Origin of the sequence: Pseudomonas fluorescens, assembly GCF_001902145.1 — a bacterium.
Classification (GTDB): domain Bacteria; phylum Pseudomonadota; class Gammaproteobacteria; order Pseudomonadales; family Pseudomonadaceae; genus Aquipseudomonas; species Aquipseudomonas fluorescens_BV.
Genome location: NZ_MRST01000027.1, coordinates 520906 through 542371 on the forward strand (window position 1 = coordinate 520906; position 21466 = coordinate 542371).

Sequence of the window (21466 nt, forward strand, 5' to 3'; positions counted from 1 at the left end):
CCGCGTTATCGTTGACGACCTTCGCGAGCAAGCTCGCTCCTACAGGGTGTGATCGCTTACCATACCGGCGCCGGTTCCCGTATGGGACTAACAGGGAATTCGAAACGCCGCACGCGACGTGAACCGAAACTGCCCCCGCAACTGTAGATGCCGAGCCTGCCCTTGAATGCCACTGGACCACGTCCGGGAAGGCGGGGCATGGCGACGACGCATCAGTCAGGAGACCTGCCGGCCCAGCTAATTCACTAACCGGCGGGGTGTCCGGGAAGGACATCCTGGCCCTGCGCATCAGCAGCCTCCATGGGCGTATTTCCGAGCCGTACCTCCCCTGCTGCACCTACGGCTCACAAGGAGATCGCCTCATGCTGCCACGCGTTACCGCCCTGATCGCAGGCTTGAGTGCCTGTGCCCTGGCTCACGCCACGCCAAGCCACTACCCGCTGACCGTGGAAAACTGCGGCAGCACCCTGACCTTCCAGCACGCCCCGGCCCGCAGCGTCACCATCGGCCAGGCCGCCACCGAGATGCTTTACGCCCTGGGCGTGGGCGACAAGGTGGTCGGCACTTCGCTGTGGTTCAACAACGTGGCAGCGCAGTACAAGGCCCAGGACGACCGCATCGAGCGCCTGGCCAACAACGAGCCCAGCTTCGAAGCCGTACTCGCCAAGCGCCCGCAGCTGGTGGCCGCCGAGCTGGAATGGGTGGTGGGCCCCCAAGGCGTGGTCGGCACCCGTGAGCAGTTTCATGAACTGAAGATCCCCACCTACCTGTTGCCGTCCGATTGCGAAGGCAAGGACAACCTGGTCGGGGCCGATGGCACGCGACTGGAGCCCTTTCGCATCGAGACGATCTACCAGAGCCTCCACCAACTGGCGCAGATTTTCGACGTGCAGGATCGTGGCCAACAACTGACCGACGAACTCAAGGCGCGCCTGGCCAAGTCCGTCGCCACGGCGCAGGGCAAGGGCTTGCAGCAAGCCAGCGCACTGGTGTGGTTCTCCAGCGCCGACATGGCCAGCGACCCTTACGTAGCCGGCCATAAGGGCGTGCCGCAATTCATGCTGCAAACCCTTGGCCTGCGTAACGTGGTGCAGTCCGATGAAGAATGGCCCGCAGTCGGCTGGGAAACCATCGCCAAGGCCAACCCCACCTTCCTGGTGATCGCACGCATGGATCGCCGTCGCTACCCGGCCGACGACCATGAAAAGAAGCTCGCCTTCCTGCGCAGCGACCCCGTGACCCGCAACATGGACGCGGTGAAGAACAACCGCATCATCATCCTCGACGCCCTGGCGTTGCAGGCGAGCCTGCGCACCTTCGAGGGCCTTGAACAACTGGCGGCCGCCATCGACGGCTACGACCTGGGCCAATGATGCGCACCCTACTCGCCCTGGCGCTGCTGCTGCTCGCCCTGCTCGCTGGCGTCGCCATCGGTGAAACCGCCATCGAACCGCAGGTGGTGCTGCAGGTGCTCGCCAATAAACTCTGGGGCGCCGGCTATACACTGGACCCCATCGACGAAGGCGTGGTGTGGAACTACCGCCTCACCCGTGCCCTAGTGGCTGCGGCCTGCGGCGCAGGGTTGGCAACATGCGGCGTGATCCTGCAATCGCTGCTGCGTAACCCGCTGGCCGACCCGTACCTGCTGGGCATCAGCGCCGGCGCGTCAACCGGCGCGGTGCTCGTTGCCTTGATTGGCGTGGGCGGTGGCCTGGTGTCGTTGTCCGCGGGCGCGTTTGTGGGGGCGATGGCGGCCTTTGCGCTGGTGACTCTGCTCGCGCGGGCCAGCGGTTCGTCCAGCGGCACCGGGCAGATCATCCTCGCGGGTATCGCTGGCTCGCAGCTGTTTAATGCCCTGACCGCGTTCCTGATCACCAAGTCCGCCAGTTCCGAGCAAGCCCGCGGCATTATGTTCTGGCTGCTGGGTAACCTCAGCGGTGTGCGCTGGCCATCGGTGTGGTTGGCGGTGCCGGTGGCGGTCGTGGGGCTGGCGGTGTGCCTGTGGCACCGGCGCGCACTGGATGCGTTCACCTTCGGCAGCGACTCGGCAGCCTCCCTCGGCATCCCGGTGCGCCGCGTACAATTTGTGCTGGTGGCCTGCGCCGCGTTGGTGACGGCGGTGATGGTGTCCATCGTCGGCTCCATCGGGTTTGTCGGCTTGGTGATTCCCCATGCGGTGCGCCTGTTGCTTGGCACCGGGCATTCGCGCTTGCTGCCGGCCAGTGCCTTGGGGGGCGCGCTGTTTTTGATCGCTGCGGACGTGCTGTCGCGCACCTTGATCAAGGGCCAGGTGATTCCCGTGGGTGTGGTGACGGCATTGGTGGGCGCTCCAGTGTTTGCGCTGATCCTGATTGGCCGGAGGAATGCGCGATGAGCGTGCTCAGTTGCCGCGGCCTGGGCTTCAAAGTGCGTGACGCACAGCTGCTGCGTGACATTGACCTGGACGTGCAATTGGGTGAAACCCTCGGCATCGTCGGGCCCAATGGTTCAGGCAAATCCACCCTGCTCAAATTGCTGGCTGGATTACGTGTGCCGGCCATCGGTGAGGTTCGCCTGGGTGACAAGCGGCTGGGTGAGTTGCCGCGCCGCACCATCGCGCAACAGCTGGCGGTGGTGGAGCAACAGGCCGACACCGACGACGCCATCCGCGTGTTCGACGCCGTGGCCCTCGGCCGCACGCCGTGGCTGTCGGCGCTGAGCCCGTGGTCGCGCGAGGACGACGCCATCGTGCACCAGGCCCTGCATGACGTAGACGCTACCCACCTGAGCCACCGCGCCTGGCGCAGCCTCTCGGGTGGCGAGCGCCAGCGCGTGCACATCGCCCGCGCCCTGGCGCAACGGCCGCAGATTTTGTTGCTGGACGAGCCGACCAATCACCTGGATATCCAGCATCAACTGGCGATCCTCAAAGGTGTGCAAGGCTTGCCGGTGACCACCCTGATTGCCCTGCATGATCTGAACCAGGCGCTGACCTGTGATCGCCTGGCCGTACTGGATCGCGGGCAACTGGTGGCGCTGGGCGCGCCGCTGCAAGTGCTGACACCGCAGCGCTTGCAAGAGACCTTCGGGGTACAGGGGCATTACCTGACAGACCCGTTCGACGGCGCGCAAATCCTGCGCCTGCGCTCCAACTGAACCTGTACGTTGGGGCAGCTTGCTCTGGTGACGGTCTGACTGCCAACTGTGGTCCAAATGTGGGAGGGGCTTGCCCCCGATGAGGGAGTGTCAGCAAATACATCGGTGACTGACCCACCGCCATCGGGGGCAAGCCCCCTCCCACATTGGTTCTACAGAGGCAGGTGCATGTGGGTTGTCTGCCAGATCGGGTCGGCCTCGACATCCACCACCTCGAACCCCTGCCGCCGCCAGAAATCAATCGCGCCGGGCAGAAACGGATGGGTATGCAGGTACATCATCTCCACGCCATCGGCCCGCGCCAGCGCTTCCAGCGAGCGGTATAACCGGCCTGCCAGGCCCAAGCGTCGTACTGCTGGGAGCACATAAAGGCGCACCACTTCCACCGTCTTGCGACCCTGGTAGTTCAACTGCGGGAAGCGGCCGTCGTAGGGCCGATAAGCCACCGCGGCAACGATCCGGCCTTCGGCACGAGCAATCAAAAAACGCCCGCCGCCCTCAAGGTAGATGGCTTCAAACTGCGCCAGATCGTGGGGGACACCGGTGGCACTGAGCGTGGGAAACAGTTCATCACGCGCCTGCAAAGCAAAGCTCAGCACCTCGGAAATGTCAGCGGCCTGCACCGCCTCGATACTAACGCTCATCGCCAAGGATCCGGCTCGTTATCCACTGGCGAGCGTAAGCCAACACGCGATCGGCCATCGCCACCGGAAAGTGAATAAACCCATGGGCCGCTTCCGGCAACAGATGGGCCTCAACCGTCGCCCATCGCTCGACAATCAGCAGGGTGTCATCTTTGAGCGGGTCCAGTTCACCCACAAACATCAACGCGGGTGGCAGCCCTTCAAAGTCCCCATACAAGGGCGACAACGGTGGCTGCCGGCGCGTCTCGTCGCTGATCCCCGGCGTCAGCAGACGCAGCGCCTGGACCATGCCCGGCCCGTCCAGCAACAAGGTGTCCGGCCCGGCCGTGCGCACACTGGGCGTGCCGGTCAAATCGTAGACGCCGTAATACAACACCGCGCCGCTCACCCGCTGGAGCAACTCTGGCCATTGCTTGAGCGCCAACAAAGTGGCCGCCGCCAGGTGCCCGCCGGCCGATTCACCGACAAAAAACACCGGCAGGCCGGCAAACTCCGGGCAGTCCGCCAGGAGCCAGCGCGCAGCCGTCAGGCAGTCGTCCAGCAGCCCTTCGATCGGCGTATCCACCGCCAGCCGATAATCCACCGACACCACCGCCACATCGCACGCGTTGACCATGCCGAGGTTAAGGTCGTCATCCATTTGCGCATTGCCGATCACCCAGCCACCGCCGTGGATGTCCAGCACTACGCCTCTGGGCGGGCCAGCGGGCCGCAGGATGCGCAAGGGGATCGCCCCGAGCATTCTGCGTTCCGCCAGAGGCGCCTTCTTGAAGGTCTGGCTGGCACGCAGCAGCGCCTGGATCAGACGCGGCATCACGCGGTTGCGGACCTTAAAGCGCGGCATCCACGCCAGTTTGCGATTGAATCGACGCATCTGGGCCAGCTCGGGCTCGCTGGCAGGCCAGTGTTGGACGCCCATCAGCGGTTATTGCGCAGGATCGAGAAATTCAACGCCGCGGCCACGCACAGCCACGCCAGGTACGGGAACAGAATCAGGCCGGTAATCAAATCCAGGCGCACGGCCAGCACCACCATCGCTGCTACGGTGAGCCACAAGAGCACGATAATCACCATCCCGGCGAACAACCGATGGGCACCGAAGAACACCGGCGTCCACAGCGTGTTCAACGCAATCTGCGCTGCCCACAGGGCCAACACCCTTTCGCTGCCGGGGATCAGGGTCAAGCGGTAACCGGCCCAGGCCAGCAGCAGGTAGATGATCGTCCATGCCACCGGGAACAGCCAATTGGGCGGGGTAAAGCTGGGCTTGACCAGGGATTCGTACCAGGCGCCGGGTTTGAAGATCACGCCAGTGCTGGCGGCGGCGGCGCAGGCAAGCAGGAAGACGAAAAAGGTCATGGTCGGTCCTTGAGGTCCAGTGGATGGAAAACAGTACACTGCTTTTAAGTGACTCGAACAACTGCGGATAAATTCAATGGGGCGGCAAAACACCCGCGCTTCTACGCGTCATGAAAATTGGTTATGGTCAGCAAAATCCAGCACCGTTGCCCGAGACATCCCCTTGCCCCAGCTTGCCGATCACCGCAGCAACCCCTGGTCAGTGTTCCTGATCTTCCTGCGCCTGGGCCTCACCTCCTTCGGCGGGCCGATTGCACACCTGGGCTATTTTCGCCAAGAGTTCGTCGCCCGCCGCCGCTGGCTCAGCGAGCGCAGCTATGCCGAACTGGTCGCCCTGTGCCAATTCCTCCCCGGCCCGGCCAGCAGCCAGGTCGGTATCGCGCTGGGCCTCTCCCGTGCGGGCTACAGCGGCGCGGTGGCGGCCTGGGCCGGGTTCACTTTGCCGTCGGCCATCGCCCTGATCCTGTTTGCCCTGGGGCTGGCCCACTACGGCAGCGCCCTCCCCCATGGCGCGCTGCATGGCCTCAAGGTCGTCGCCGTGGCCGTAGTGGCCCAGGCCGTGTGGGGCATGGCACGCAACCTGTGCCGAGGCGTTCTACGGGTGGCGTTGATGTTGATCGCCGCCTGCGTGGTGCTGCTGCAACCCTCCGCCTGGGCTCAAGTCGGGGTCATGGTGGTCGCAGGCGTGGCCGGCCTGTTGCTGTTCAAGCCCGAGAGCAGCGCCGAGCCCGACGCCCTGCCCATCGCCATCAGCCGCCGCGCCGGAGCCCTGTGGTTGATGCTGTTTTTACTGTTATTGGCGGGTTTGCCACTCCTCGCCACATGGGCGCTCAACCCCACGCTGGCGCTGATAGACGCCTTCTACCGCAGCGGCGCGCTGGTATTCGGCGGCGGCCACGTGGTGTTGCCGCTACTGCAAGCCGAAGTGGTGCCCAGCCACTGGGTAAACAACGACGTATTCCTCGCCGGTTACGGCGCCACACAAGCCGTGCCCGGCCCGCTATTCACCTTCGCCGCCTTCCTCGGCGCCTCGATGACCCACGCCCCGAGCGGCTGGCTTGGCGGGGTGATCGCGCTGCTGGCGATCTTCGCCCCGTCGTTTCTGCTGATCTTCGGCGCCTTGCCTTTCTGGGCCAACCTGCGCAGCAGCCCGCGTACCCAGGCGGCGCTCGCCGGGGTGAACGCGGCAGTGGTTGGCCTGTTGTTGGCGGCGCTGTACCAGCCGGTATGGACCAGCGCGATTTTCAATGTGTATGACGTGGCGTTGGCGCTACTCGCACTGGTCGCGTTGATGGTGTGGAAGCTGCCGCCTTGGCTGGTAGTAATAGGTTGCGGCGTACTCGGCGCGGCACTTTTGTAGGAGCGAGCTTGCTCGCGAAAAACTTACAGGCGCCGCGTTTAATCTGAAGGCACGCGTTATCGTTAACGATTTTCGCGAGCAAGCTCGCTCCTACAGCTATGGGGCTCAGCCCGGCTCGACAATCTTGAGCCACGGCCAACGCGCCTGATAACTCCTGGCCTTGTGCAAAAACAGCTCCGGCTCCGGATGCAAAGGGTTGATACGCAACACCCCCTGCTCCACATCCTCCAAACCATAAGGCGCATACACCTCACCGGAAGCGATATCCAACGCAATGCACGTGCCCGCCACCAGGTAACGGTCAACCCCCTGCCGAGCCGAATGCAACTGCGGGTAAGGCCGGCCAAACCGCTGACCATACCAAAGGTGCACCCGCGCCTGATTCCTGACCTCCACATTCACGCCCAGGTCTTGGAATAGCACCTGCGCCGCACGAATTACCGCGTCTTCCGCCTCGTAGGACAGGTCCTCGTCAAAGTAAAAAACGTCGTAGTCCTTCACGCCCTGAGCCGCCGGCAGATTCGCCTGATGGTTCCACACCGCCTGGAACAAACAGCCCGCCGTGAGCATGCACTGCTGCACACCAAGATCCGGCAGGCGCGCGGTGATTTGCGCATTGATAGGGTTGGCCATGGCCAATTCGAGCAGGGTGTCGACAGTCAATGTCATGTTCAGTCCTCCATAATCTGGCGCAACAATACCACCCCAACATGTCACTTCTGTAGGCGCGGGCTTTTAACACCGAAACGAATCAGAAGTTTGACGAAATCACCTCGCGCCCTGCGTACAACTCAGCGCGAAGCCGAACAAATGAAACCAACATGAAGAATGCCCCCGCCTGCTTGTAAAGCAGCTTTACGCAGCACTACCCTTACACGCCTTACCTCAGCTTGCCCTCCGCTGAAATTGATCAGGACACCGGCTAAATGGAGTTCGCCCCTTGCACGCGCCACTGCTCACTCCCCAAGGTGCGTATCGCGATACCTGCAAAGCCTTCTCGCGCCTGAAGTGTGAAGGCCGAGTGCGCTGCATAAATGTGTCTAACTTTAACGCCGAGCATCTAAACCCACACCGTTGATGACACCGGCGTAGTGCCATCATCGTTTTCGGCGCAGATAGAGCGTAAAGGTCAATTCAAGGAGAATGACAGTGAAGTGGATGGATGATGTGCTGGACACGATCGACAATGCCCGAACCGAAGCTGAATTGTTGGCTCGGATCGTCAGCACGGCAAAACACCTGGGGTTCGACTATTGCGCCTATGGAATCCGAATCCCTATCCCCGTCACCCGCCCCAAAATCGTGATGAGCAGTAATTTTTTGCCTTCATGGCGACAACGCTACGCCCACTGCAAATACATCGCCGTGGACCCGACGGTACAACACTGCACAAAATCGACGATACCGATTGTCTGGGACGAGCAAATGACCCGGCAAAACCCGCAGATGTGGGAAGAAGCCCGCGGCGCCGGGCTGGCCCATGGTTGGGCGCAATCCTGCCTGGACAGCCGCGGCAGCGGCGGCATGCTGACACTGGCGCGCTCCAATGACTCTATTACGGCCCAAGAGCTTGCCGCCAATCAAAAATACATGCGGTTTTTGGTGCATGTCGCTCATCAGGGGTTCTTGCGCGTGCTGATGCCGCACTGGCAGTTACCGCAGGAAAAAACCCTGTCGCAGCGTGAATGTGAAGTGCTCAAGTGGGCAGCCGATGGCAAGACCGCCCACGAGATCGGTTTGATCCTCTCGCTATCGCGGGAAACCATCAAGTTTCACCTGCGCAATGCAGGCTCGAAACTGGGCGTGCATAACTGCACCGCTACCGTAGTGCGCGCCACTTCACTGGGCTTGCTCGTCTGACACACACCTGATTGGCGCACCCCTGATGCGTTAATGTCGCTCAGTGTGAACAACAACAATAATACGCGCGCCCTCACGACACACCTGCCCAAAAGAGCAGTACCTAAGTGTTCGATTATTCTGCCGAATGGCCCCTCGATTTTTTGCCGAGGGTTCCTCATGTATATAACCACGGGTACGCGCCTGACATTACCGACCGAACTGTGGCAGGCCCTGTTGCTGTATCGCTATCGCGTATTTGTCGAAAAACTTGGGTGGCATCTGGACTGCGCGGTCGATAAGGAACTGGACCAATTTGACCGCGACGACACGGTATACGTGATCGCCCGTCAAGGCCCGCACATCGTCGGTGTGGCGCGGCTGCTGCCCACGCACAAGCCCTATCTGCTCAAGGAAGTGTTCCCCCAGGTGCTGGGTGGCCAGGCACTCCCTCATTCTGCGCACATCTGGGAAATCTCCCGGTTTGCCGCCGTCGACCTGCAACAGCAGACCTTCACGGGCCACTCACTGTCATCGCCCAACGCCGTAGCGCTGCTGCATGAAGTGCTCAAGGTCGCCGCTTGCCACAAGGTTCGCCAATTGATCACGGTATCTCCGCCGGGAATTACCCGCTTGTTGCGCAACGCGGGTTTCGATGCTCATTGCGAGGGCAAGCTGACCGTGATCGACGGGCACAAGATCATGGCCAACTGGATCAGTGTGCCGCCCTGCCTGGCTGATCGAGAAGTGGCCTGAAGCCGCGAAAATGGCCTGCCGCTGCGGGCAAGTCGGCCGAGCCGACTCCCCAAAAGGTTAGGTTACAACCTCAGGCGCCTGCTCTTAAATAACGCTGCATCGGCATTCCAACCGACTATAAATGGGACACACGATCTACATGAAAAAAGTCATTGTCATTTCTGGCCATCCTGATCTTTCGGTTTCCCGCGTCAATACCGCGATCATGGGCAAGATCAGCCAGCGTGGCGTCAAGGTCCATAGTCTGGCCAGCGCGGTGACGCCCACCGGGTTCGATATTGGTGCAGAGCAGGCATTGCTCAATGCCCATGACCGCATCGTGTTGCTGTTTCCGTTGTACTGGTATTCCTGCCCGGCAATCATGAAACAGTGGATCGATGAAGTCTTCACCCCCGGCTATGCCTACGCACGCGGCGGCGACAAGCTCAAAGACAAGGAATTCATGATCATCACCACGGTCGGTGCGCCCTCCACCGGCTACCGCGCTGGCGGGTTCAACCGTTACACCCTGGATGAATTGCTCAGGCCTTTGCAGCAGACGGTGGCGTACGTCAAAGGCATCTACCTGCCTGTAGTCGGGATTTACGAATCGGTGTTCATCGATGACGAATCAATCGACGTCACCGCTCGGAATGTCGCCGCACAAGTGATTGAGGACCAGGCCAGCGCCGACCAACTCTACGAGAACATGCTGTTGCAGGCCGAGCAGGCACAAATCGCCCTGCTGCAATAAGGTGCCCTCACGCATGAAGACGTCAAATAACCAGATCCCACCGTGCGCCAGCCTGGTGGCCGCGCGCAACGAGCTGGGTTTTCTGCACTCTGCCAGCGCACTCATCGACACCCAAGCCACGCCACTGGAACTGTACTGCCAGATGACCGCCGCGACGCCCGCCTGGCTGAGAGGCGCGTTCAGGTTGCGCGACAGCATCTCACAGCACTTTCACGTCGAGCGGATCGGCGGGTTCTCGGGTGTCACACCACAGTGCGCCCCGGTGGTCGGCGAAAAACTCGACTTCTTCACCATCGAAGCCATCAGCGCACAGAAGCTGGTACTGACCTCACGCGATACCCACCTGGCGGTCATGGTCTCGATCGATACACCTCTCACGCAACCGCGTTGCCTGCATATCACCACCTCCGTCAAGACCTTCAACACGTTCGGCCGCCTGTACATGCTACCGGTGGCGCCGGTACATGGGCTCATCATCAAGCGTTTGCTGTCCCGTCTCCCCCTACATTCCCCAACTCGCTCACCTGGAGATCGCAACTCATGAACAGCGCAGACTCAATTGACCCTCATCTGTTGCACAAAGACACACCCAGGGATGTATTGATCGGTCGACCCAGGCTGATTCTGCCCAGCTTTCTCAATGCTTCGATCGGTGCCGACATACTGGCTGGCAACCCCCAGGGTCAGGACCTGTTCAAACAGCTGTACCGTGCCCAAGACGGCCGGTATGTGCTGCGCCATCTGCCCCTGACCCTCAGTGCGGAACAGGCCGGCACTCTCTCCACCTTCGAGATCCGCCTGGCTGACTTCTATACCGAGTGCGACGACCACTTCATCCTCACGGCTGAATTCATCCCCCACCAGGCCCAACGCTACCTGGCCCAGCATTTTCAGGGCGGTGATGCCCACATACCGCCCGACCAGGTAATACGCATGATCGAATGCCTTGAGGCGCTCGCGCAGTGGGACAAGGCCAGGCAGGGCTCTTACCTGTTGATCAACGACACCAAGAATTACTACTTCTACAACAAGCAGCACGAACATGTACCGGGCCTGATGTTGATCGAAGTGGCCAGGCAAGCCATGTACCACTACGTCTACAACTACTTGGGCCATCAGCGCGGTGCGGTTTCCATTTCCATCGAAGACTTGCGCATTTCCTTCAATGCCTACACCGAATCGGCTTACGAGGTCGAAGTCGTGGTGCAACAAACCCACGGCCTGAAGCGATCGCAACCCAAGTCCATCGACAAGTGCGCAAACTTCTATCAGAACGGCCGGCTGGTATCGCGTCTCTGGCTGCAAGGCGCAGTGATCAAGTTACCGCTGTTCAAACGCATGCGTTCGTTGAACTACCCTCAGGACCACTGGTTCACCCCTTCTGATCGCTTGCCCAAGAATATCCTCGTGCATCACGCCGACAGTGCGCTGCAAGCCAGGCTGAGCCTGCTCTCGGTACTGGGCGTGCTGGTGACTCACCAGGCCGAAGGCATCAATTGGAGCACGGTCACGACCGTATCGCTGTATATCGAAGGGGGCGGCTTCCTCAGCCTGCCCGTTGCCTCGACTTGCTCCACCGGCGAACCCGACCAGCGCGTGCTGGTGTTCGACAAGCTGTCCAAGAGCCAGGCCAGCGAACTGCGTGAAACGATCAAGTGCCACTGCTTCTTTGCCGGGCAGATGCAATGGAACGCTGGCTCTTCACCTGACCCTCTGGCCCCCGAGCAAATCGTGGCATGAGGATCCTGCGCCCATGAGCTATGAGTTATCACAGCGCCCACTGATGATCGGTCAGGGCGTTTCGCTGAAAAACCGCCTGTATTTCGCGCCGATGGGCATCGACCTGGCCACTTCGGACGGTTCGCTGTCCGAGGAAATGCTCAGTTTCTATCAACATGTGATCGACGGTGGCTGCGCCATGGTGGTGCTGGGCAACTCCTCCATAGCGCCCTCCACGCGCCTGCATGCGCGAGGCCTGTGCCTGCACAGCAATGCCAACGTGGAAAAGCTCGCGCCGCTGGTGGAGTACGGTCGCCAGCGGGACTGTCCAGTGGTGGTACAACTTCAGCATTACGGCGCCCAAGGGGGCACACAGATCAGCGGCCAACCGCTGCTTTGCCCGAGCCGCAGTGCGTTATCCGGCAGCCGCGGCGCCGAGGCATTGGAGATGAGTGTCGAGGACATCGACGTCGTTTGCGATCAATTTGCTCAAGCGGCTCTGCGAGCCAGACAGGCCGGCGCCAGGATGGTCCAGCTTCAGGCCTCCAATGGCTACCTGCTGAGCAGTTTTCTATCGCCCTGGACCAACCATCGCAATGACGCTTACGGCGCAAGCCCGCTCAAGCGAGCGCGGTTTCTGTTGGAAGTCATCGACCGCATTCACAGGGTTACCGCAGGAGAACTGGAGGTTTCCGTGCGCCTGGGCATTGATGATTGCGTAGGCGCCAACGGGCAGCAACCGGAACTGCTCCAGGATGTGGTGGCTGCCCTGGAAAACGCCGGGACCTCGGCAATCATGTGCTCGATCACCATCAAGGAAACCTTCCGCTACATGCTGTCTGCCCATCCGACGATTCAGCAACAGTTCGTCGAAGGGGTACGCCTGATCAAGTCGTTCACCTCGCTGCCGGTCGGCTATGCCGGTTTCATTGGCTCCCTGCAGGAAGCAGAAAATCAACTGCGGTTGGGTCACTGTGACCTGATCGGTATGAGCCGAGCTCTTTTTGCCGATAACGACCTGATCAGCAAGTCGCTCGCCGGCCATGCAGACAAGGTTCAGCAATGCCGGTTTGACGGTAACTGCTTTCGGGACAAGAGCAACCCGCAACTCGACCGGGTGTATTGCTGCGTGAATGAGCGCTACAAGCGTCCCGCTCACATCCATTACGGGAATCAATAACATGGAATTTCAAGACAAGAACATCGTCATTACCGGCGGTGCCAGCGGCATCGGCCTGGCGGTGGCAAAACAGTTAGCCAAAGCGGGCGCACACCTGTTCCTGATGAGCAGGAACCAGCAGAAGGCCGACGCCGCTCTAGAGATACTGGGGGCTTCGGCGCAGTTCATCTTTTGCGATGTGGCGTCGCACACGTCGGTAGCCGAGGCATTCGCGACGGTGGCTGGCGAGGTGGATCAGTTGCACTTTGCAATCAACAACGCAGGCATTACCGCCCCCTACGCGCCAATCGCGACCAGCGCACCGCAGGACTGGGACAGGGTCATCCACACCAACCTGAACGGCCCCTTTTACTGCCTGCAAAAAGAACTGGAACTGATCAGCCGGTACCCCGATGGAGCGATCGTCAATGTGTCTTCGTGCGCGGGCGTGATGCCTATGGCCAATCAGGCGGCCTACGTCGCCAGCAAGACCGCGCTCAATGCCTTGACGCAGGTCGCCGCCATAGAGAATGCCTGCGACAGCGAATCCGGTTTTGCCGTACGCGTCAACGCCGTAGCGCCCGGGCCGACACTGGGCGGTATGAACTCTGCGGAACGGCTCGCGGCCCATCCGGAAAACACCCAGCGCAAGCGTGACGTGACCGCCATGAAACGTTTTGCCCATCCAGAGGAAATCGCCGACGCGATCGTGTTTTTGTTGAGCCGCAGATCCAGTTACATCACCGGCTCGGTGCTCAGCGCCGATGGCGGCTATCACATCGGCAAATTCTAGGGGCAATCATGGCTAGCATATTGATCACCGGTGTGAGCACCGGTATCGGCAACGCTCTGGCACGTTATCACTTGGCCAGGGGCGACGAGGTGCTCGCGGTATCACGCAATCCTGCGGCCAATATCCCGTCACAGGAGCGCTTTCACTTCCTCAGGTGCGATTTGACCGATATCGACCGCGCCCCGGCAACCTTGCAGGCGTTGCTATCGCGCTCCCCTGCCCCGGTAGACACCGTCTACCTGAATGCGGGTCGGTTCGGCAGCCCTCCACAACTGGCCACGCAAACTTCGATGCAGGAGTTCAACAGCGTCCTGGCGCTTAACCTGGGCGCGGTGAAAATGGTCCTGGATATCCTGCTGAGTGCGACGCAGCCTCCCAGCACCGTGGTGTTTTCATCATCGATTTCGGCACTGCGCCAACGTGCCGGGATGCTCTCATATTCGGTCTCCAAGGCGGCGCTGAACGCTCTGGCAAAAATCTATCACCTGGAAAACCCACACACATTCTTTGCCGTGCTGGGGCTCTGCAACGTCCAGACGACGGTGGCGAAGACCATCATGGCGGCGGATGAACGCTTCAGTGACCTTGTCGCACTCCGCCAACGGGCGGCAGTGCCCGGCTACATCGTCGACGCAGAATCCCGCGCTGCGCATATCGTTCAGGTCTTGGCCGAGCGCCATCATCTTGGGCTGAAATCGGGTGAGTTCCAGGAAATCCGCGACTTGTTGAACCAGCCACTCCAGGAGGAGACCCGCAATGACCCAATCCACCCATGAAAAAATCGTACGTGTCGGCGCTGCATACGACATTCTCGCGATGGCTCCCTTCGCCTTGCCGATCGTGTCCATCTGGGCCTATGCACTGATCCAATGGGTTGATCTGCAACTGGGCTTCGACAGCCACTTCTCGGCGCTAGACCCCACGGCTATGTTCCTGCTCAACATCGGCGCCTGGGCATACCTTGTGTGGGGCGTTGTACGTTGGCGAGCCCCCACACGCGAACATGCCCGTCTCAGCGCCCTGCTACGCGTGATCGTAGTAGTAGTGCAGGTAGTGGCCGTCAGCAGTGGCGCTTCACCTTTCCTGCTGGTGCTGGGTGCCGTTCAATTGTTGCTGGCGGTGCTGGAGTTTTCGCATAGGTTATTCGAGCGCAGCGGTGCACCATCCAGCCGAGAAGAGGCACGCGCTTACTGATCCTGCCGGGGGCCATCCACCCACTGAGCGTTCCTGCTTACCCCTAGCTTTAGTCGGATATTTCAGGGGGCTCAAGCGCAACGGCTAACAACCCCACAATGCCGCAGTGTTGTGGGGTTGCTCTCTGTCGGCAAGTTGGCTTTGGATGATGTAGGACGCGGATTACCGTGCGGTTGCCGGCAGCTCCTGACACCACTTGATAGAACGCAGCGCTTCCTCGGCAGGCACAAGCGCGTAGCGCGAGTAAAACATTGTTCCGCTGAAACGACGGCCGTCGACTTCACCCAAGGTCTGCCCATCCTTGTAGTCAGAGGTGCTGAGTTGGTCGGCGATGTAATACACCTTGCCATTCTCGACGGTGATATCGAAACGCTGGTTAACCATACCGCTGATGATAGGTGGCGAGGTGGAGGCGACGCTGTGCTTGCCGGCGGGAATGCCGGCCTTGAAAAAACTACCGGAAGGCAAGCTGCCGATGGTGCGGCCATCGACCTGAATAGTCGGAGCGACCCCGCTACCGATGCTCGCCGCCGTGCGATAAAAGTAAACCGTGGCCTCATCCGCACGGGGCTCTGCCGGTGATGTGAAGAATGGTTGGCCTTTGAGGTCCGGACCGCTGATGCAGCCGGTCAGTGAGACCAGGCCTGCGAACAGGCTGGCCCAGAGTAGCGTACAGCGCATGGCATGAAACTCCTTGAACGTGGATCAATGGGCGGCGGGTTCAATGACCGTCACCGTTACCGGATTCAGATCGTGCACAACCCTTTACCGAAGTCAGTGGCATCAGAACTCGGCCAAGGCGCAAAACCACTCTTCGGCGTCAGATTGACGATGTTCCGGTCCTTGAGCATCGGGTACTTGCGCTTGAGCGCCTGCACCGTGTCCTCGGCATTGTTCACGTTGGACAGGCAAAAGCGCAGCGCATCGACGCGCAGATCGCCGATATAGAGAGTTTCCCCGGCCTTCACCGAGAAAACCGCAGGCACCGGGCGCGGCATCGACTTACCCGCGTAATACACGTAATGCCACTGCGTGTACTCATACTCACCCGGCGGCACTTCATACATGAAGTAATGGCCCAGCACAGAGGGAGATGGCTGATCATCTTCATTGCCCAGCGTCGTCAGCCGTAATGCGGTGCCGGGGGCTCCCTGTTGCTTGATCTCAACCACCAGCCCATGGGGCTGCATCATCGGAAAGCTCTCACCAATCGAACCCACGATGATTGCCTTACTCGGGTCCGGTGCGTGCTTGCCGTCGTAGCGTGGCGTCGCGCACCCGAACAGAAGGGTCGCGCAGAGCACGCCCGTGGCCCAGAAGAGATACTTACTGCTGACTTTCCCTAGCATTGGTTTTTTTCCGATCAATAATCTTGCAGTTTGTAGATCCCACCCGAGCAAACCAAGAGTTCGCACATCTGGTGCTTGGTTGCTGGCTCGTCGGCCTCTATTGTCCAGCTACCCGCACCTTGATAACAACCCACTCCTGTAGGAGCGAGCTTGCTCGCGAAAAACTCAAACGATAACGCAGCGCCTGAAGGCAAAATCCGATTCCCCTGCCGCACCTTGCTCCATTGCCTACGCCTGCGTCAGAATCCGCCGGTTTGTGCGCTGGGGTAGCCGTCTCTAAGGTGGCTCGGTCGCTGAATTGTTCAGTGATTCGGGTTTAGTAGCCTGAGCTTGGGTACGCTGACGTTTTCGCATGACGGGGAAAGCGAATGGCAACGGTGTACCAGGGAAGCTGCTTATGCGCAGCCGTCACTTACGAACTATCCGCCACGCCCAAATCAGTGAGCCACTGCCATTGCCGCCAGTGCCGCAAAGGTCACGGGGCTGCATTCGCTTCTTACGGCAGTGTTCCTCGTAACGCGCTACGGATACTTTCCGGCGCCAACAGCATCAAAACCTATGCATCCTCAGAGGCGGTGTCACGCGAATTTTGCACGCACTGTGGCTCGGCATTGTTCTGGTCACGGTCTCAAGGCGAGTTTGCCGACTGGGTGTCGATAGCGCTGGGCACGCTCGATACGCCCTTCATAGCTGAAAAGCAAAAACACATTCATGTCGACTCCGCAGTCCACTGGTGCGGCTGACTGCTTCGAGTCATTCAAGCTGGTTATGACCGGCTGAAACCGGCCAAGCTGCCCGCCTCAGAAACCGCCAAGCCGCATGATATGAGTCGCCTGAGCATCATCTGTCCGCTTGAAGCCGCAGCGCTCATAAAAGGCGCTTCCTTCAGCCGTATCCGTGAAAAGACGCACGACCTGAAACCTGAGAGCGGCACGTTCAACAAGCGCCTTTACCAGCGCCTGCCCGACGTGTTGCCCCCTTGACGAAGCTGCGACGTACACCCGCCGTAGTCTGGCCACATTGTTTTCAGCATAGGGATCAACTGAAAGACCTCCGATGCCTATCAGTTGCTGATTCAAATAAGCCGCCATCAGACACTCGCCTGGTGCATCAAAGCGGTTTGCTCCAGAGTGCCATTCGTTAATCAGACGAGTGAGGAATCTGAAACCCTCCCCAACGGCTTCCTCTTCCAGCGCTTGTATCTGGCGCGGAAGGTGGGTGATCCGTTGAACCTCATATCGTTTCATCCATCCCTGCCTCCAATATGAAACTCGTTCAATGCTAACAATTTCGTTTGAGGTGATGAACACTGCAAGGTCACTCCTGTAGGAGCGAGCTTGCTCGCGAAAACCCCAAACGATCACGCAGCGCCTGAAGGCAAAATCCGATTCCCCTGCTGCACCTTGCTCCATTGCCTACGCCTGCGTCAGAATCCGCCGGCTTGTGCGCTGAGGTGGCCGTCTCTAAGGTGGCTCGGTCGCTGAATTGTTCAGTGATCGGGTTTAGTAGCCTGAAGGTTAATCCAGACAACGTGCACAAGCTTCACCGATCAGACATTACGTCTGTGTTTGATGGTGGCTGTGCGCAGGGCACCTTCGGGTGCGCCGGCTTTGTTTGGATTCCCCGGTCTACTAACCTGCGCACAGCCGCCACCCTTATGTTTAGTAGCTAAAGGATGATGGCCCTAAACGGGAATTCAAACATGCTCAAACCAGATTCAACCACCCTCTTCACCGTCGCCCCCAACGCCAGCAACGAAACCCTCATCACCAACAGCTACGAAACCTTCACCAGCGTCAGCACCCTGCTGCTCGACCTGTCCGAAGACCTCAACGGCAAACACCGCGACATCGCCCTGGCGATCCACCAACTGAGCGAACTGGGCGTACTCCTCACCGCCAGACTCCTGGACCGCGAAGCGGCCTGCCCTGGTTGATGATTAACCCTTCAATTCAATAGCTCGATAACTCGTCGCGTCGTTATAAGCCACGTACAACGACTCGGCGAGTTGGCGCTTGGTGGCCTTGATGGATCAGCCTCGGCACAAAGCCCTCTGCGATGACGAGAGCGGCGACTGCGTTCGGCCGGTTAGCGACGGTCTGACTTCGACCGTCGACTGAACCGCCCGCAGGTTCTTCGTCCTGCGATAGATCAGTGATGCCTCCGTGCGTCTCATTGTGTGTGTGCCATACATGACTGGATCAAGGCCCACGGCTTTCACCCAACCTTTGACGATACGAGCGTATTGACGAGTAGATAGATGGTCTGAAGTATGCAGCCGGCTAGGAAAAAGGTAGTCCTCGCTGCGTAGCTGGGCCCGATGTATCCAGGCCCCGAGAGCAGATCGTGTTTGATCAGTGATCTCAAACTGCACAGGCCGCTGCGTTTTCTGCTGCATCACCATGGCTCGTGATGATAAGTGCTCGCCATGAGCAACATCGCGTACGCGGAACTTGGTTAAGTCGCAGGCTCGAAGCTTGCTGTCGATGGCCAGATCGAAGAGAGCCAGATCTCGGGTTCTTTCCGCAATTTGAAGCCTTACTCGGATGGCCCAGATATATCTAAGTCGGAGTGGGGTTTTCTGCCCGACCAGTTTTCCTTTGTTCCAGGACTGACATCTGCAGGTAGCGATGATGTTCATGACAAGTCCTCCACGTGTGGAAGGACAAGGATGGCTAATCGGAGCAACGGTCGCTAACCGGCCAGGAGCAGTCATCCGCACAGTAGTATTTTTTCCGACCCCAGATTGCGGACGCATCAGCTGCCAACGGATTTGGGGGGCGTTTTACAGGTTGCTCCCACGACTAATCCACAATGAACAACTTCGCCCCGATCGTAGTGAATGACCGATGTCCCTCAGCATTATTGCCCACCTGATAGCTCATGCCTGGTGTCAGTGTGAACTGACGACCATCTTCCAGTTCTGTATGCAACTGACCCTCCAGGCACAACAGGATGTGCCCTCTCCAACACCAGTGATCGGCCAGATATCCAGGGCTGTATTCGACCATCCGCACACGCTCTGAACCAAACTGGCAGGTACGCCAATAGGCTGTGCCTGTCTGACCGGCATGTGCCACCGGCTCTATCGTTGACCAATCGGTGGTACCAAATGGGATTGCAGTGAGATCCATTGTTGCCTCATCGAAATGCAATAAATGCAGACCGTATCATTCGGGCGATGGTGCCGATAGACACAGAAGGCCCGCATTTATGGGATACAGGCGCGGTGAGAGAAACTGCCTTCACCCTGTCAATGGATAGCCATTTGGTGCTGCTATCGCAGGTAACTCATAGACCGCTTTGGGTCGAAAGCGAGCATTCAACGAGACATACTATCCTCCGCGCAACTCTGCCGGTCAGTGCGTGGTTCCACCACCAAAGTGCATCCTTCGCTGCTTACACGCGCATTGGCGTTCTAAGCAGCAGCCGCCAGAAGGGGTCACGAGCTATGAGCAGCGATACGCTTAAGCGTTTTGTGCGCAACTACTCCCCAAAATCAGGGGAATTACGTAGTCTACGTCGATCGTAAACTCTGTTTAAATTAAGAAGGACCAGCAGTGATTGACTTGAAGAAGGACACCTACACAATCTTGAACTTCAATTCGGATTTAGAAGAGCTGATCAAAAAACACAAAGATCCGCTTTTGGCTGCTCTAACAGACGACACTCAACGATTAATCATACGACACTACCTACGCATAATTGGTGAGTTTTGCCGTCAAGCTTGCGAATGCCTTAAGAACAAATCATATTCGACGCTTGAAGCCCTATCGCGCGTAGTGATGGAGCAATCTGCCAATAAGCTCTACGTGGGTATGGATGAAGGAGATAATGGCCGTGCCCTACTGCGTAGCAGCAATCAACTGATCGAAAGCAACGGAAAAGCTTGGGCAGCATATCTTGAGTCGCAAGATGCTAAAAACCCTGCGGCCCAAGCGAGGCAGAAAAATGGTTCTTCTATGTTATCGCATTTCAATGAAAAATGGGCCGATGTCGCTAGATATCCTGGTGGCAAAGGTTTATTCAAGGCTTTGGGATGGGAGAATACTTACTACGCTTATTATGCGCCGTTGTGTGATTCCGTTCATAGCTTTTCAGATGAAATGTCGGCCTTAGTAGGAATTGGCGAAATATTTGAGCACTCTGAAGCAGAGGGTGTAAAAACACTGCAATATTGGGACAAGGAACGTCGGCGCCTTGCTGTTTATCATTTTGCGGTAGCTCTTGGACTTCGAGCAGAAGCTTTTGCACGCTTATGCGAATTACAATTAGGTGAGTTCATAGACGAAAAAGCGGATAAGCTTTTCACAAAGCTGAGAAATCTGATCGAAAGTCACGACAGATTCGACCACGCCAGGCTAGACGCAATGAGTAAGGGGTCAGTGGCGTATCAAAAGTTTCCTATAAAAGTATTGTAGTTAAATAATTCAAACCGAAGCTGAGCACGGTTGACTATAAATCAGTGAGGACGGCTAGAAGTGGCCGTGTATAAAAATTTTCGAAACCCACGGGCCTCAAGTAATGTTTTGCATGCGAGGCAGACGCTTTCGTCCACCATTAATCTGAGTCGTCACTGTTTCGTTAGTACTTCAATCGGCCGTTTTGAGTGATCGGCCAATGGCCGCTACAGGTCGAAAGGTGTCCGTCGTAGAGTCAGCGCTGCGACTCTTAGGCAAATAGTGGTACAAAACTGAGGCTATGACGACATGGATAGAGCCGAATGAATCAGCTGAGTCCCGATGTGCGTGAAGACCTCCTCGAAGTGCTGGATGAGGTCTCTACACTGATGTCCGCTGCATATGCGCAGCTTAGCCCCGTGCCTGATGATCATCCACTGGCACAGTCTGGTCTTGAGAATGGGGCAGAGATCGTTCTGGACTACATCGCGCACGGCGAGGCAGGTGTCGCACTTGATCATCTGCTCTATATGATCAAAGAGCCTTCTCTCGCTATCTCTGCCAGATCTGCCGAGAAACTGGCTCGGGTTGCCAAAGTGTTCGAAATACCCTTGAATTGGGGGGCATGAGGTCTGATCGGACATGAGAACAGGACGCGCCACTGTCGGAGCGGAAGACGTCTATCGGCCAGAAGCAGCCTCTCACAAGCGACCGTTTTCGACCCAAAACGGACGTCGAGAGCGACCATATGAGAAGCATCGCTGATCTATCGCAGAACGAAAAACCGGAGAGCAGCGCAACTGCTGCTTGGCCATACGAAGCTTGAGAGCACCGTTAGGTACTTAGGTACTTAGGTTGATGATGCCCTAAGCGGGGCGCCAGGCATGAACATCGCCGCCAGGTTCCGTTTATTGCCGCTCCTAGTGCATTACTTGGGTGATACGAAAGTGTAATGCGTCCTCGCTCATAAACCTCGAAATTCGCAGGGGGAAGGTTTTATCGATGATTTTCAACCACATCGTGCGT

At 58.7% G+C, this 21466-nt stretch carries 25 protein-coding genes, 1 pseudogene and 1 riboswitch; of the genes and pseudogenes, 17 read left to right on the forward strand and 9 right to left on the reverse strand.

Going from position 1 to position 21466, the window contains the following annotated elements; translation table 11 throughout:
- Nucleotides 1-54 precede the first annotated feature (54 nt).
- Nucleotides 55-247: riboswitch (cobalamin riboswitch) on the forward strand.
- A gap of 115 nt (nucleotides 248-362) precedes the next feature.
- From BUE92_RS25430 to BUE92_RS25440, 3 genes are read left to right on the forward strand one after another with little or no spacing between them, the layout of a single operon-like run.
- Nucleotides 363-1373, forward strand: coding sequence for an ABC transporter substrate-binding protein (locus tag BUE92_RS25430; protein ID WP_073526930.1), 1011 nt, complete (start codon nucleotides 363-365; stop codon nucleotides 1371-1373).
- Nucleotides 1370-2374 carry a FecCD family ABC transporter permease gene (locus tag BUE92_RS25435; protein WP_073526931.1) on the forward strand — a complete coding sequence of 335 codons (1005 nt, stop codon included), beginning with the start codon at nucleotides 1370-1372 and terminating at the stop codon, nucleotides 2372-2374. Before BUE92_RS25430 ends, BUE92_RS25435 begins: the two co-directional genes overlap by 4 nt.
- Nucleotides 2371-3135 carry an ABC transporter ATP-binding protein gene (locus tag BUE92_RS25440; protein ID WP_073526932.1) on the forward strand — a complete coding sequence of 255 codons (765 nt, stop codon included), beginning with the start codon at nucleotides 2371-2373 and terminating at the stop codon, nucleotides 3133-3135. Before BUE92_RS25435 ends, BUE92_RS25440 begins: the two co-directional genes overlap by 4 nt.
- A 152-nt stretch (nucleotides 3136-3287) precedes the next feature.
- Here the strand turns inward: BUE92_RS25440 and BUE92_RS25445 are convergent, their stop codons facing one another.
- The 3 genes from BUE92_RS25445 to tspO are packed head-to-tail and all read right to left on the reverse strand — an operon-like array spanning nucleotide 3288 to nucleotide 5138.
- Entirely contained in the window at nucleotides 3288-3779 is a 492-nt protein-coding gene (locus BUE92_RS25445; protein WP_073526933.1) for a GNAT family N-acetyltransferase, read from the reverse strand.
- Nucleotides 3769-4698, reverse strand: coding sequence for an alpha/beta hydrolase (locus tag BUE92_RS25450; protein WP_073526934.1), 930 nt, complete (start codon nucleotides 4696-4698; stop codon nucleotides 3769-3771). Before BUE92_RS25450 ends, BUE92_RS25445 begins: the two co-directional genes overlap by 11 nt.
- Nucleotides 4698-5138, reverse strand: a complete 441-nt coding sequence (tspO, locus tag BUE92_RS25455; protein WP_073526935.1) for a tryptophan-rich sensory protein TspO — start codon at nucleotides 5136-5138, stop codon at nucleotides 4698-4700. The genes BUE92_RS25450 and tspO overlap by 1 nt, the downstream gene beginning before the upstream one ends.
- Nucleotides 5139-5301: 163 nt before the next feature.
- Here tspO and chrA point away from each other — a divergent pair, with 163 nt between their 5' ends.
- Nucleotides 5302-6498, forward strand: a complete 1197-nt coding sequence (chrA, locus tag BUE92_RS25460) for a chromate efflux transporter (RefSeq protein ID WP_073526936.1) — start codon at nucleotides 5302-5304, stop codon at nucleotides 6496-6498.
- Nucleotides 6499-6603: 105 nt separating this feature from the next.
- Here chrA and BUE92_RS25465 read toward each other — a convergent pair whose 3' ends face one another.
- A complete protein-coding gene (locus tag BUE92_RS25465) occupies nucleotides 6604-7167 on the reverse strand; it encodes a nucleotidyltransferase family protein (protein ID WP_073526937.1) in 564 nt (187 codons plus the stop codon).
- A gap of 489 nt (nucleotides 7168-7656) precedes the next feature.
- On the opposite strand from BUE92_RS25465, the gene BUE92_RS25470 reads away from it, so the two are divergent.
- From BUE92_RS25470 to BUE92_RS25510, 9 genes are all read left to right on the forward strand, one after another.
- On the forward strand, nucleotides 7657-8358 hold the full coding sequence (locus BUE92_RS25470) for a LuxR family transcriptional regulator (protein WP_256674008.1): 702 nt from the start codon (nucleotides 7657-7659) through the stop codon (nucleotides 8356-8358).
- Nucleotides 8359-8517: 159 nt separating this feature from the next.
- Nucleotides 8518-9093, forward strand: a complete 576-nt coding sequence (locus BUE92_RS25475; RefSeq protein WP_073526939.1) for an acyl-homoserine-lactone synthase — start codon at nucleotides 8518-8520, stop codon at nucleotides 9091-9093.
- A gap of 139 nt (nucleotides 9094-9232) precedes the next feature.
- Complete coding sequence (locus BUE92_RS25480; protein WP_073526940.1) at nucleotides 9233-9826, forward strand: NAD(P)H-dependent oxidoreductase; 594 nt, start codon at nucleotides 9233-9235, stop codon at nucleotides 9824-9826.
- A gap of 13 nt (nucleotides 9827-9839) precedes the next feature.
- Nucleotides 9840-10370: a DUF2867 domain-containing protein gene (locus BUE92_RS25485; RefSeq protein WP_073526941.1), complete on the forward strand. Its 531-nt coding sequence runs from the start codon at nucleotides 9840-9842 to the stop codon at nucleotides 10368-10370.
- Nucleotides 10367-11566: an AfsA-related hotdog domain-containing protein gene (locus tag BUE92_RS25490; protein ID WP_073526942.1), complete on the forward strand. Its 1200-nt coding sequence runs from the start codon at nucleotides 10367-10369 to the stop codon at nucleotides 11564-11566. Before BUE92_RS25485 ends, BUE92_RS25490 begins: the two co-directional genes overlap by 4 nt.
- A gap of 13 nt (nucleotides 11567-11579) precedes the next feature.
- On the forward strand, nucleotides 11580-12725 hold the full coding sequence (locus BUE92_RS25495; protein ID WP_073526943.1) for an oxidoreductase: 1146 nt from the start codon (nucleotides 11580-11582) through the stop codon (nucleotides 12723-12725).
- 1 nt (nucleotide 12726) lies between these two features.
- The gene (locus BUE92_RS25500; protein ID WP_073526944.1) at nucleotides 12727-13497 is read left to right on the forward strand and encodes an SDR family NAD(P)-dependent oxidoreductase; all 771 of its coding nucleotides are present in this window, start codon (nucleotides 12727-12729) and stop codon (nucleotides 13495-13497) included.
- An 8-nt stretch (nucleotides 13498-13505) separates the two neighbouring features.
- On the forward strand, nucleotides 13506-14273 hold the full coding sequence (locus BUE92_RS25505) for an SDR family NAD(P)-dependent oxidoreductase (protein WP_073526945.1): 768 nt from the start codon (nucleotides 13506-13508) through the stop codon (nucleotides 14271-14273).
- Entirely contained in the window at nucleotides 14254-14691 is a 438-nt protein-coding gene (locus tag BUE92_RS25510) for a hypothetical protein (protein WP_073526946.1), read from the forward strand. Before BUE92_RS25505 ends, BUE92_RS25510 begins: the two co-directional genes overlap by 20 nt.
- 162 nt (nucleotides 14692-14853) lie before the next feature.
- Here the strand turns inward: BUE92_RS25510 and BUE92_RS25515 are convergent, their stop codons facing one another.
- Complete coding sequence (locus BUE92_RS25515) at nucleotides 14854-15372, reverse strand: DUF2846 domain-containing protein (RefSeq protein ID WP_073526947.1); 519 nt, start codon at nucleotides 15370-15372, stop codon at nucleotides 14854-14856.
- Between the two features lie 65 nt (nucleotides 15373-15437).
- Nucleotides 15438-16040 carry a hypothetical protein gene (locus BUE92_RS25520; RefSeq protein WP_073526948.1) on the reverse strand — a complete coding sequence of 201 codons (603 nt, stop codon included), beginning with the start codon at nucleotides 16038-16040 and terminating at the stop codon, nucleotides 15438-15440.
- 368 nt (nucleotides 16041-16408) lie between these two features.
- On the opposite strand from BUE92_RS25520, the gene BUE92_RS25525 reads away from it, so the two are divergent.
- Nucleotides 16409-16783, forward strand: a complete 375-nt coding sequence (locus tag BUE92_RS25525; RefSeq protein WP_073526949.1) for a GFA family protein — start codon at nucleotides 16409-16411, stop codon at nucleotides 16781-16783.
- A gap of 57 nt (nucleotides 16784-16840) precedes the next feature.
- Here the strand turns inward: BUE92_RS25525 and BUE92_RS25530 are convergent, their stop codons facing one another.
- Nucleotides 16841-17287: a GNAT family N-acetyltransferase gene (locus BUE92_RS25530; protein WP_073527223.1), complete on the reverse strand. Its 447-nt coding sequence runs from the start codon at nucleotides 17285-17287 to the stop codon at nucleotides 16841-16843.
- A 455-nt stretch (nucleotides 17288-17742) separates the two neighbouring features.
- Between BUE92_RS25530 and BUE92_RS25535 the strand changes: the two genes are divergently transcribed.
- Nucleotides 17743-17976 carry a DUF6124 family protein gene (locus tag BUE92_RS25535; RefSeq protein ID WP_073526950.1) on the forward strand — a complete coding sequence of 78 codons (234 nt, stop codon included), beginning with the start codon at nucleotides 17743-17745 and terminating at the stop codon, nucleotides 17974-17976.
- A 180-nt stretch (nucleotides 17977-18156) separates the two neighbouring features.
- Here the strand turns inward: BUE92_RS25535 and BUE92_RS25540 are convergent.
- Nucleotides 18157-18681, reverse strand: a pseudogene (locus BUE92_RS25540) (tyrosine-type recombinase/integrase); the annotation flags it as partial.
- Nucleotides 18682-18844: 163 nt separating this feature from the next.
- Nucleotides 18845-19174: a DHCW motif cupin fold protein gene (locus BUE92_RS25545; protein WP_073526952.1), complete on the reverse strand. Its 330-nt coding sequence runs from the start codon at nucleotides 19172-19174 to the stop codon at nucleotides 18845-18847.
- Nucleotides 19175-19600: 426 nt separating this feature from the next.
- Here BUE92_RS25545 and BUE92_RS25550 point away from each other — a divergent pair, with 426 nt between their 5' ends.
- Both BUE92_RS25550 and BUE92_RS25555 read left to right on the forward strand, forming a co-directional pair.
- Nucleotides 19601-20461 carry a hypothetical protein gene (locus BUE92_RS25550; RefSeq protein WP_073526953.1) on the forward strand — a complete coding sequence of 287 codons (861 nt, stop codon included), beginning with the start codon at nucleotides 19601-19603 and terminating at the stop codon, nucleotides 20459-20461.
- A gap of 302 nt (nucleotides 20462-20763) precedes the next feature.
- Nucleotides 20764-21069: a hypothetical protein gene (locus BUE92_RS25555; protein ID WP_073526954.1), complete on the forward strand. Its 306-nt coding sequence runs from the start codon at nucleotides 20764-20766 to the stop codon at nucleotides 21067-21069.
- Nucleotides 21070-21466 lie beyond the last annotated feature (397 nt).

Coding starts and splice junctions, on each gene's coding strand:
- BUE92_RS25430 (WP_073526930.1), top strand. CDS start 363: ATGCTGCCACGCGTTACCGCCCTGATCGCAGGCTTGAGTGCCTGTGCC.
- BUE92_RS25435 (WP_073526931.1), top strand. CDS start 1,370: ATGATGCGCACCCTACTCGCCCTGGCGCTGCTGCTGCTCGCCCTGCTC.
- BUE92_RS25440 (WP_073526932.1), top strand. CDS start 2,371: ATGAGCGTGCTCAGTTGCCGCGGCCTGGGCTTCAAAGTGCGTGACGCA.
- BUE92_RS25445 (WP_073526933.1), bottom strand. CDS start 3,779: ATGAGCGTTAGTATCGAGGCGGTGCAGGCCGCTGACATTTCCGAGGTG.
- BUE92_RS25450 (WP_073526934.1), bottom strand. CDS start 4,698: ATGGGCGTCCAACACTGGCCTGCCAGCGAGCCCGAGCTGGCCCAGATG.
- tspO (WP_073526935.1), bottom strand. CDS start 5,138: ATGACCTTTTTCGTCTTCCTGCTTGCCTGCGCCGCCGCCGCCAGCACT.
- BUE92_RS25465 (WP_073526937.1), bottom strand. CDS start 7,167: ATGACATTGACTGTCGACACCCTGCTCGAATTGGCCATGGCCAACCCT.
- BUE92_RS25470 (WP_256674008.1), top strand. CDS start 7,657: ATGGATGATGTGCTGGACACGATCGACAATGCCCGAACCGAAGCTGAA.
- BUE92_RS25475 (WP_073526939.1), top strand. CDS start 8,518: ATGTATATAACCACGGGTACGCGCCTGACATTACCGACCGAACTGTGG.
- BUE92_RS25480 (WP_073526940.1), top strand. CDS start 9,233: ATGAAAAAAGTCATTGTCATTTCTGGCCATCCTGATCTTTCGGTTTCC.
- BUE92_RS25485 (WP_073526941.1), top strand. CDS start 9,840: ATGAAGACGTCAAATAACCAGATCCCACCGTGCGCCAGCCTGGTGGCC.
- BUE92_RS25490 (WP_073526942.1), top strand. CDS start 10,367: ATGAACAGCGCAGACTCAATTGACCCTCATCTGTTGCACAAAGACACA.
- BUE92_RS25495 (WP_073526943.1), top strand. CDS start 11,580: ATGAGCTATGAGTTATCACAGCGCCCACTGATGATCGGTCAGGGCGTT.
- BUE92_RS25500 (WP_073526944.1), top strand. CDS start 12,727: ATGGAATTTCAAGACAAGAACATCGTCATTACCGGCGGTGCCAGCGGC.
- BUE92_RS25505 (WP_073526945.1), top strand. CDS start 13,506: ATGGCTAGCATATTGATCACCGGTGTGAGCACCGGTATCGGCAACGCT.
- BUE92_RS25510 (WP_073526946.1), top strand. CDS start 14,254: ATGACCCAATCCACCCATGAAAAAATCGTACGTGTCGGCGCTGCATAC.
- BUE92_RS25515 (WP_073526947.1), bottom strand. CDS start 15,372: ATGCGCTGTACGCTACTCTGGGCCAGCCTGTTCGCAGGCCTGGTCTCA.
- BUE92_RS25520 (WP_073526948.1), bottom strand. CDS start 16,040: ATGCTAGGGAAAGTCAGCAGTAAGTATCTCTTCTGGGCCACGGGCGTG.
- BUE92_RS25525 (WP_073526949.1), top strand. CDS start 16,409: ATGGCAACGGTGTACCAGGGAAGCTGCTTATGCGCAGCCGTCACTTAC.
- BUE92_RS25530 (WP_073527223.1), bottom strand. CDS start 17,287: ATGAAACGATATGAGGTTCAACGGATCACCCACCTTCCGCGCCAGATA.
- BUE92_RS25535 (WP_073526950.1), top strand. CDS start 17,743: ATGCTCAAACCAGATTCAACCACCCTCTTCACCGTCGCCCCCAACGCC.
- BUE92_RS25545 (WP_073526952.1), bottom strand. CDS start 19,174: ATGGATCTCACTGCAATCCCATTTGGTACCACCGATTGGTCAACGATA.
- BUE92_RS25555 (WP_073526954.1), top strand. CDS start 20,764: ATGAATCAGCTGAGTCCCGATGTGCGTGAAGACCTCCTCGAAGTGCTG.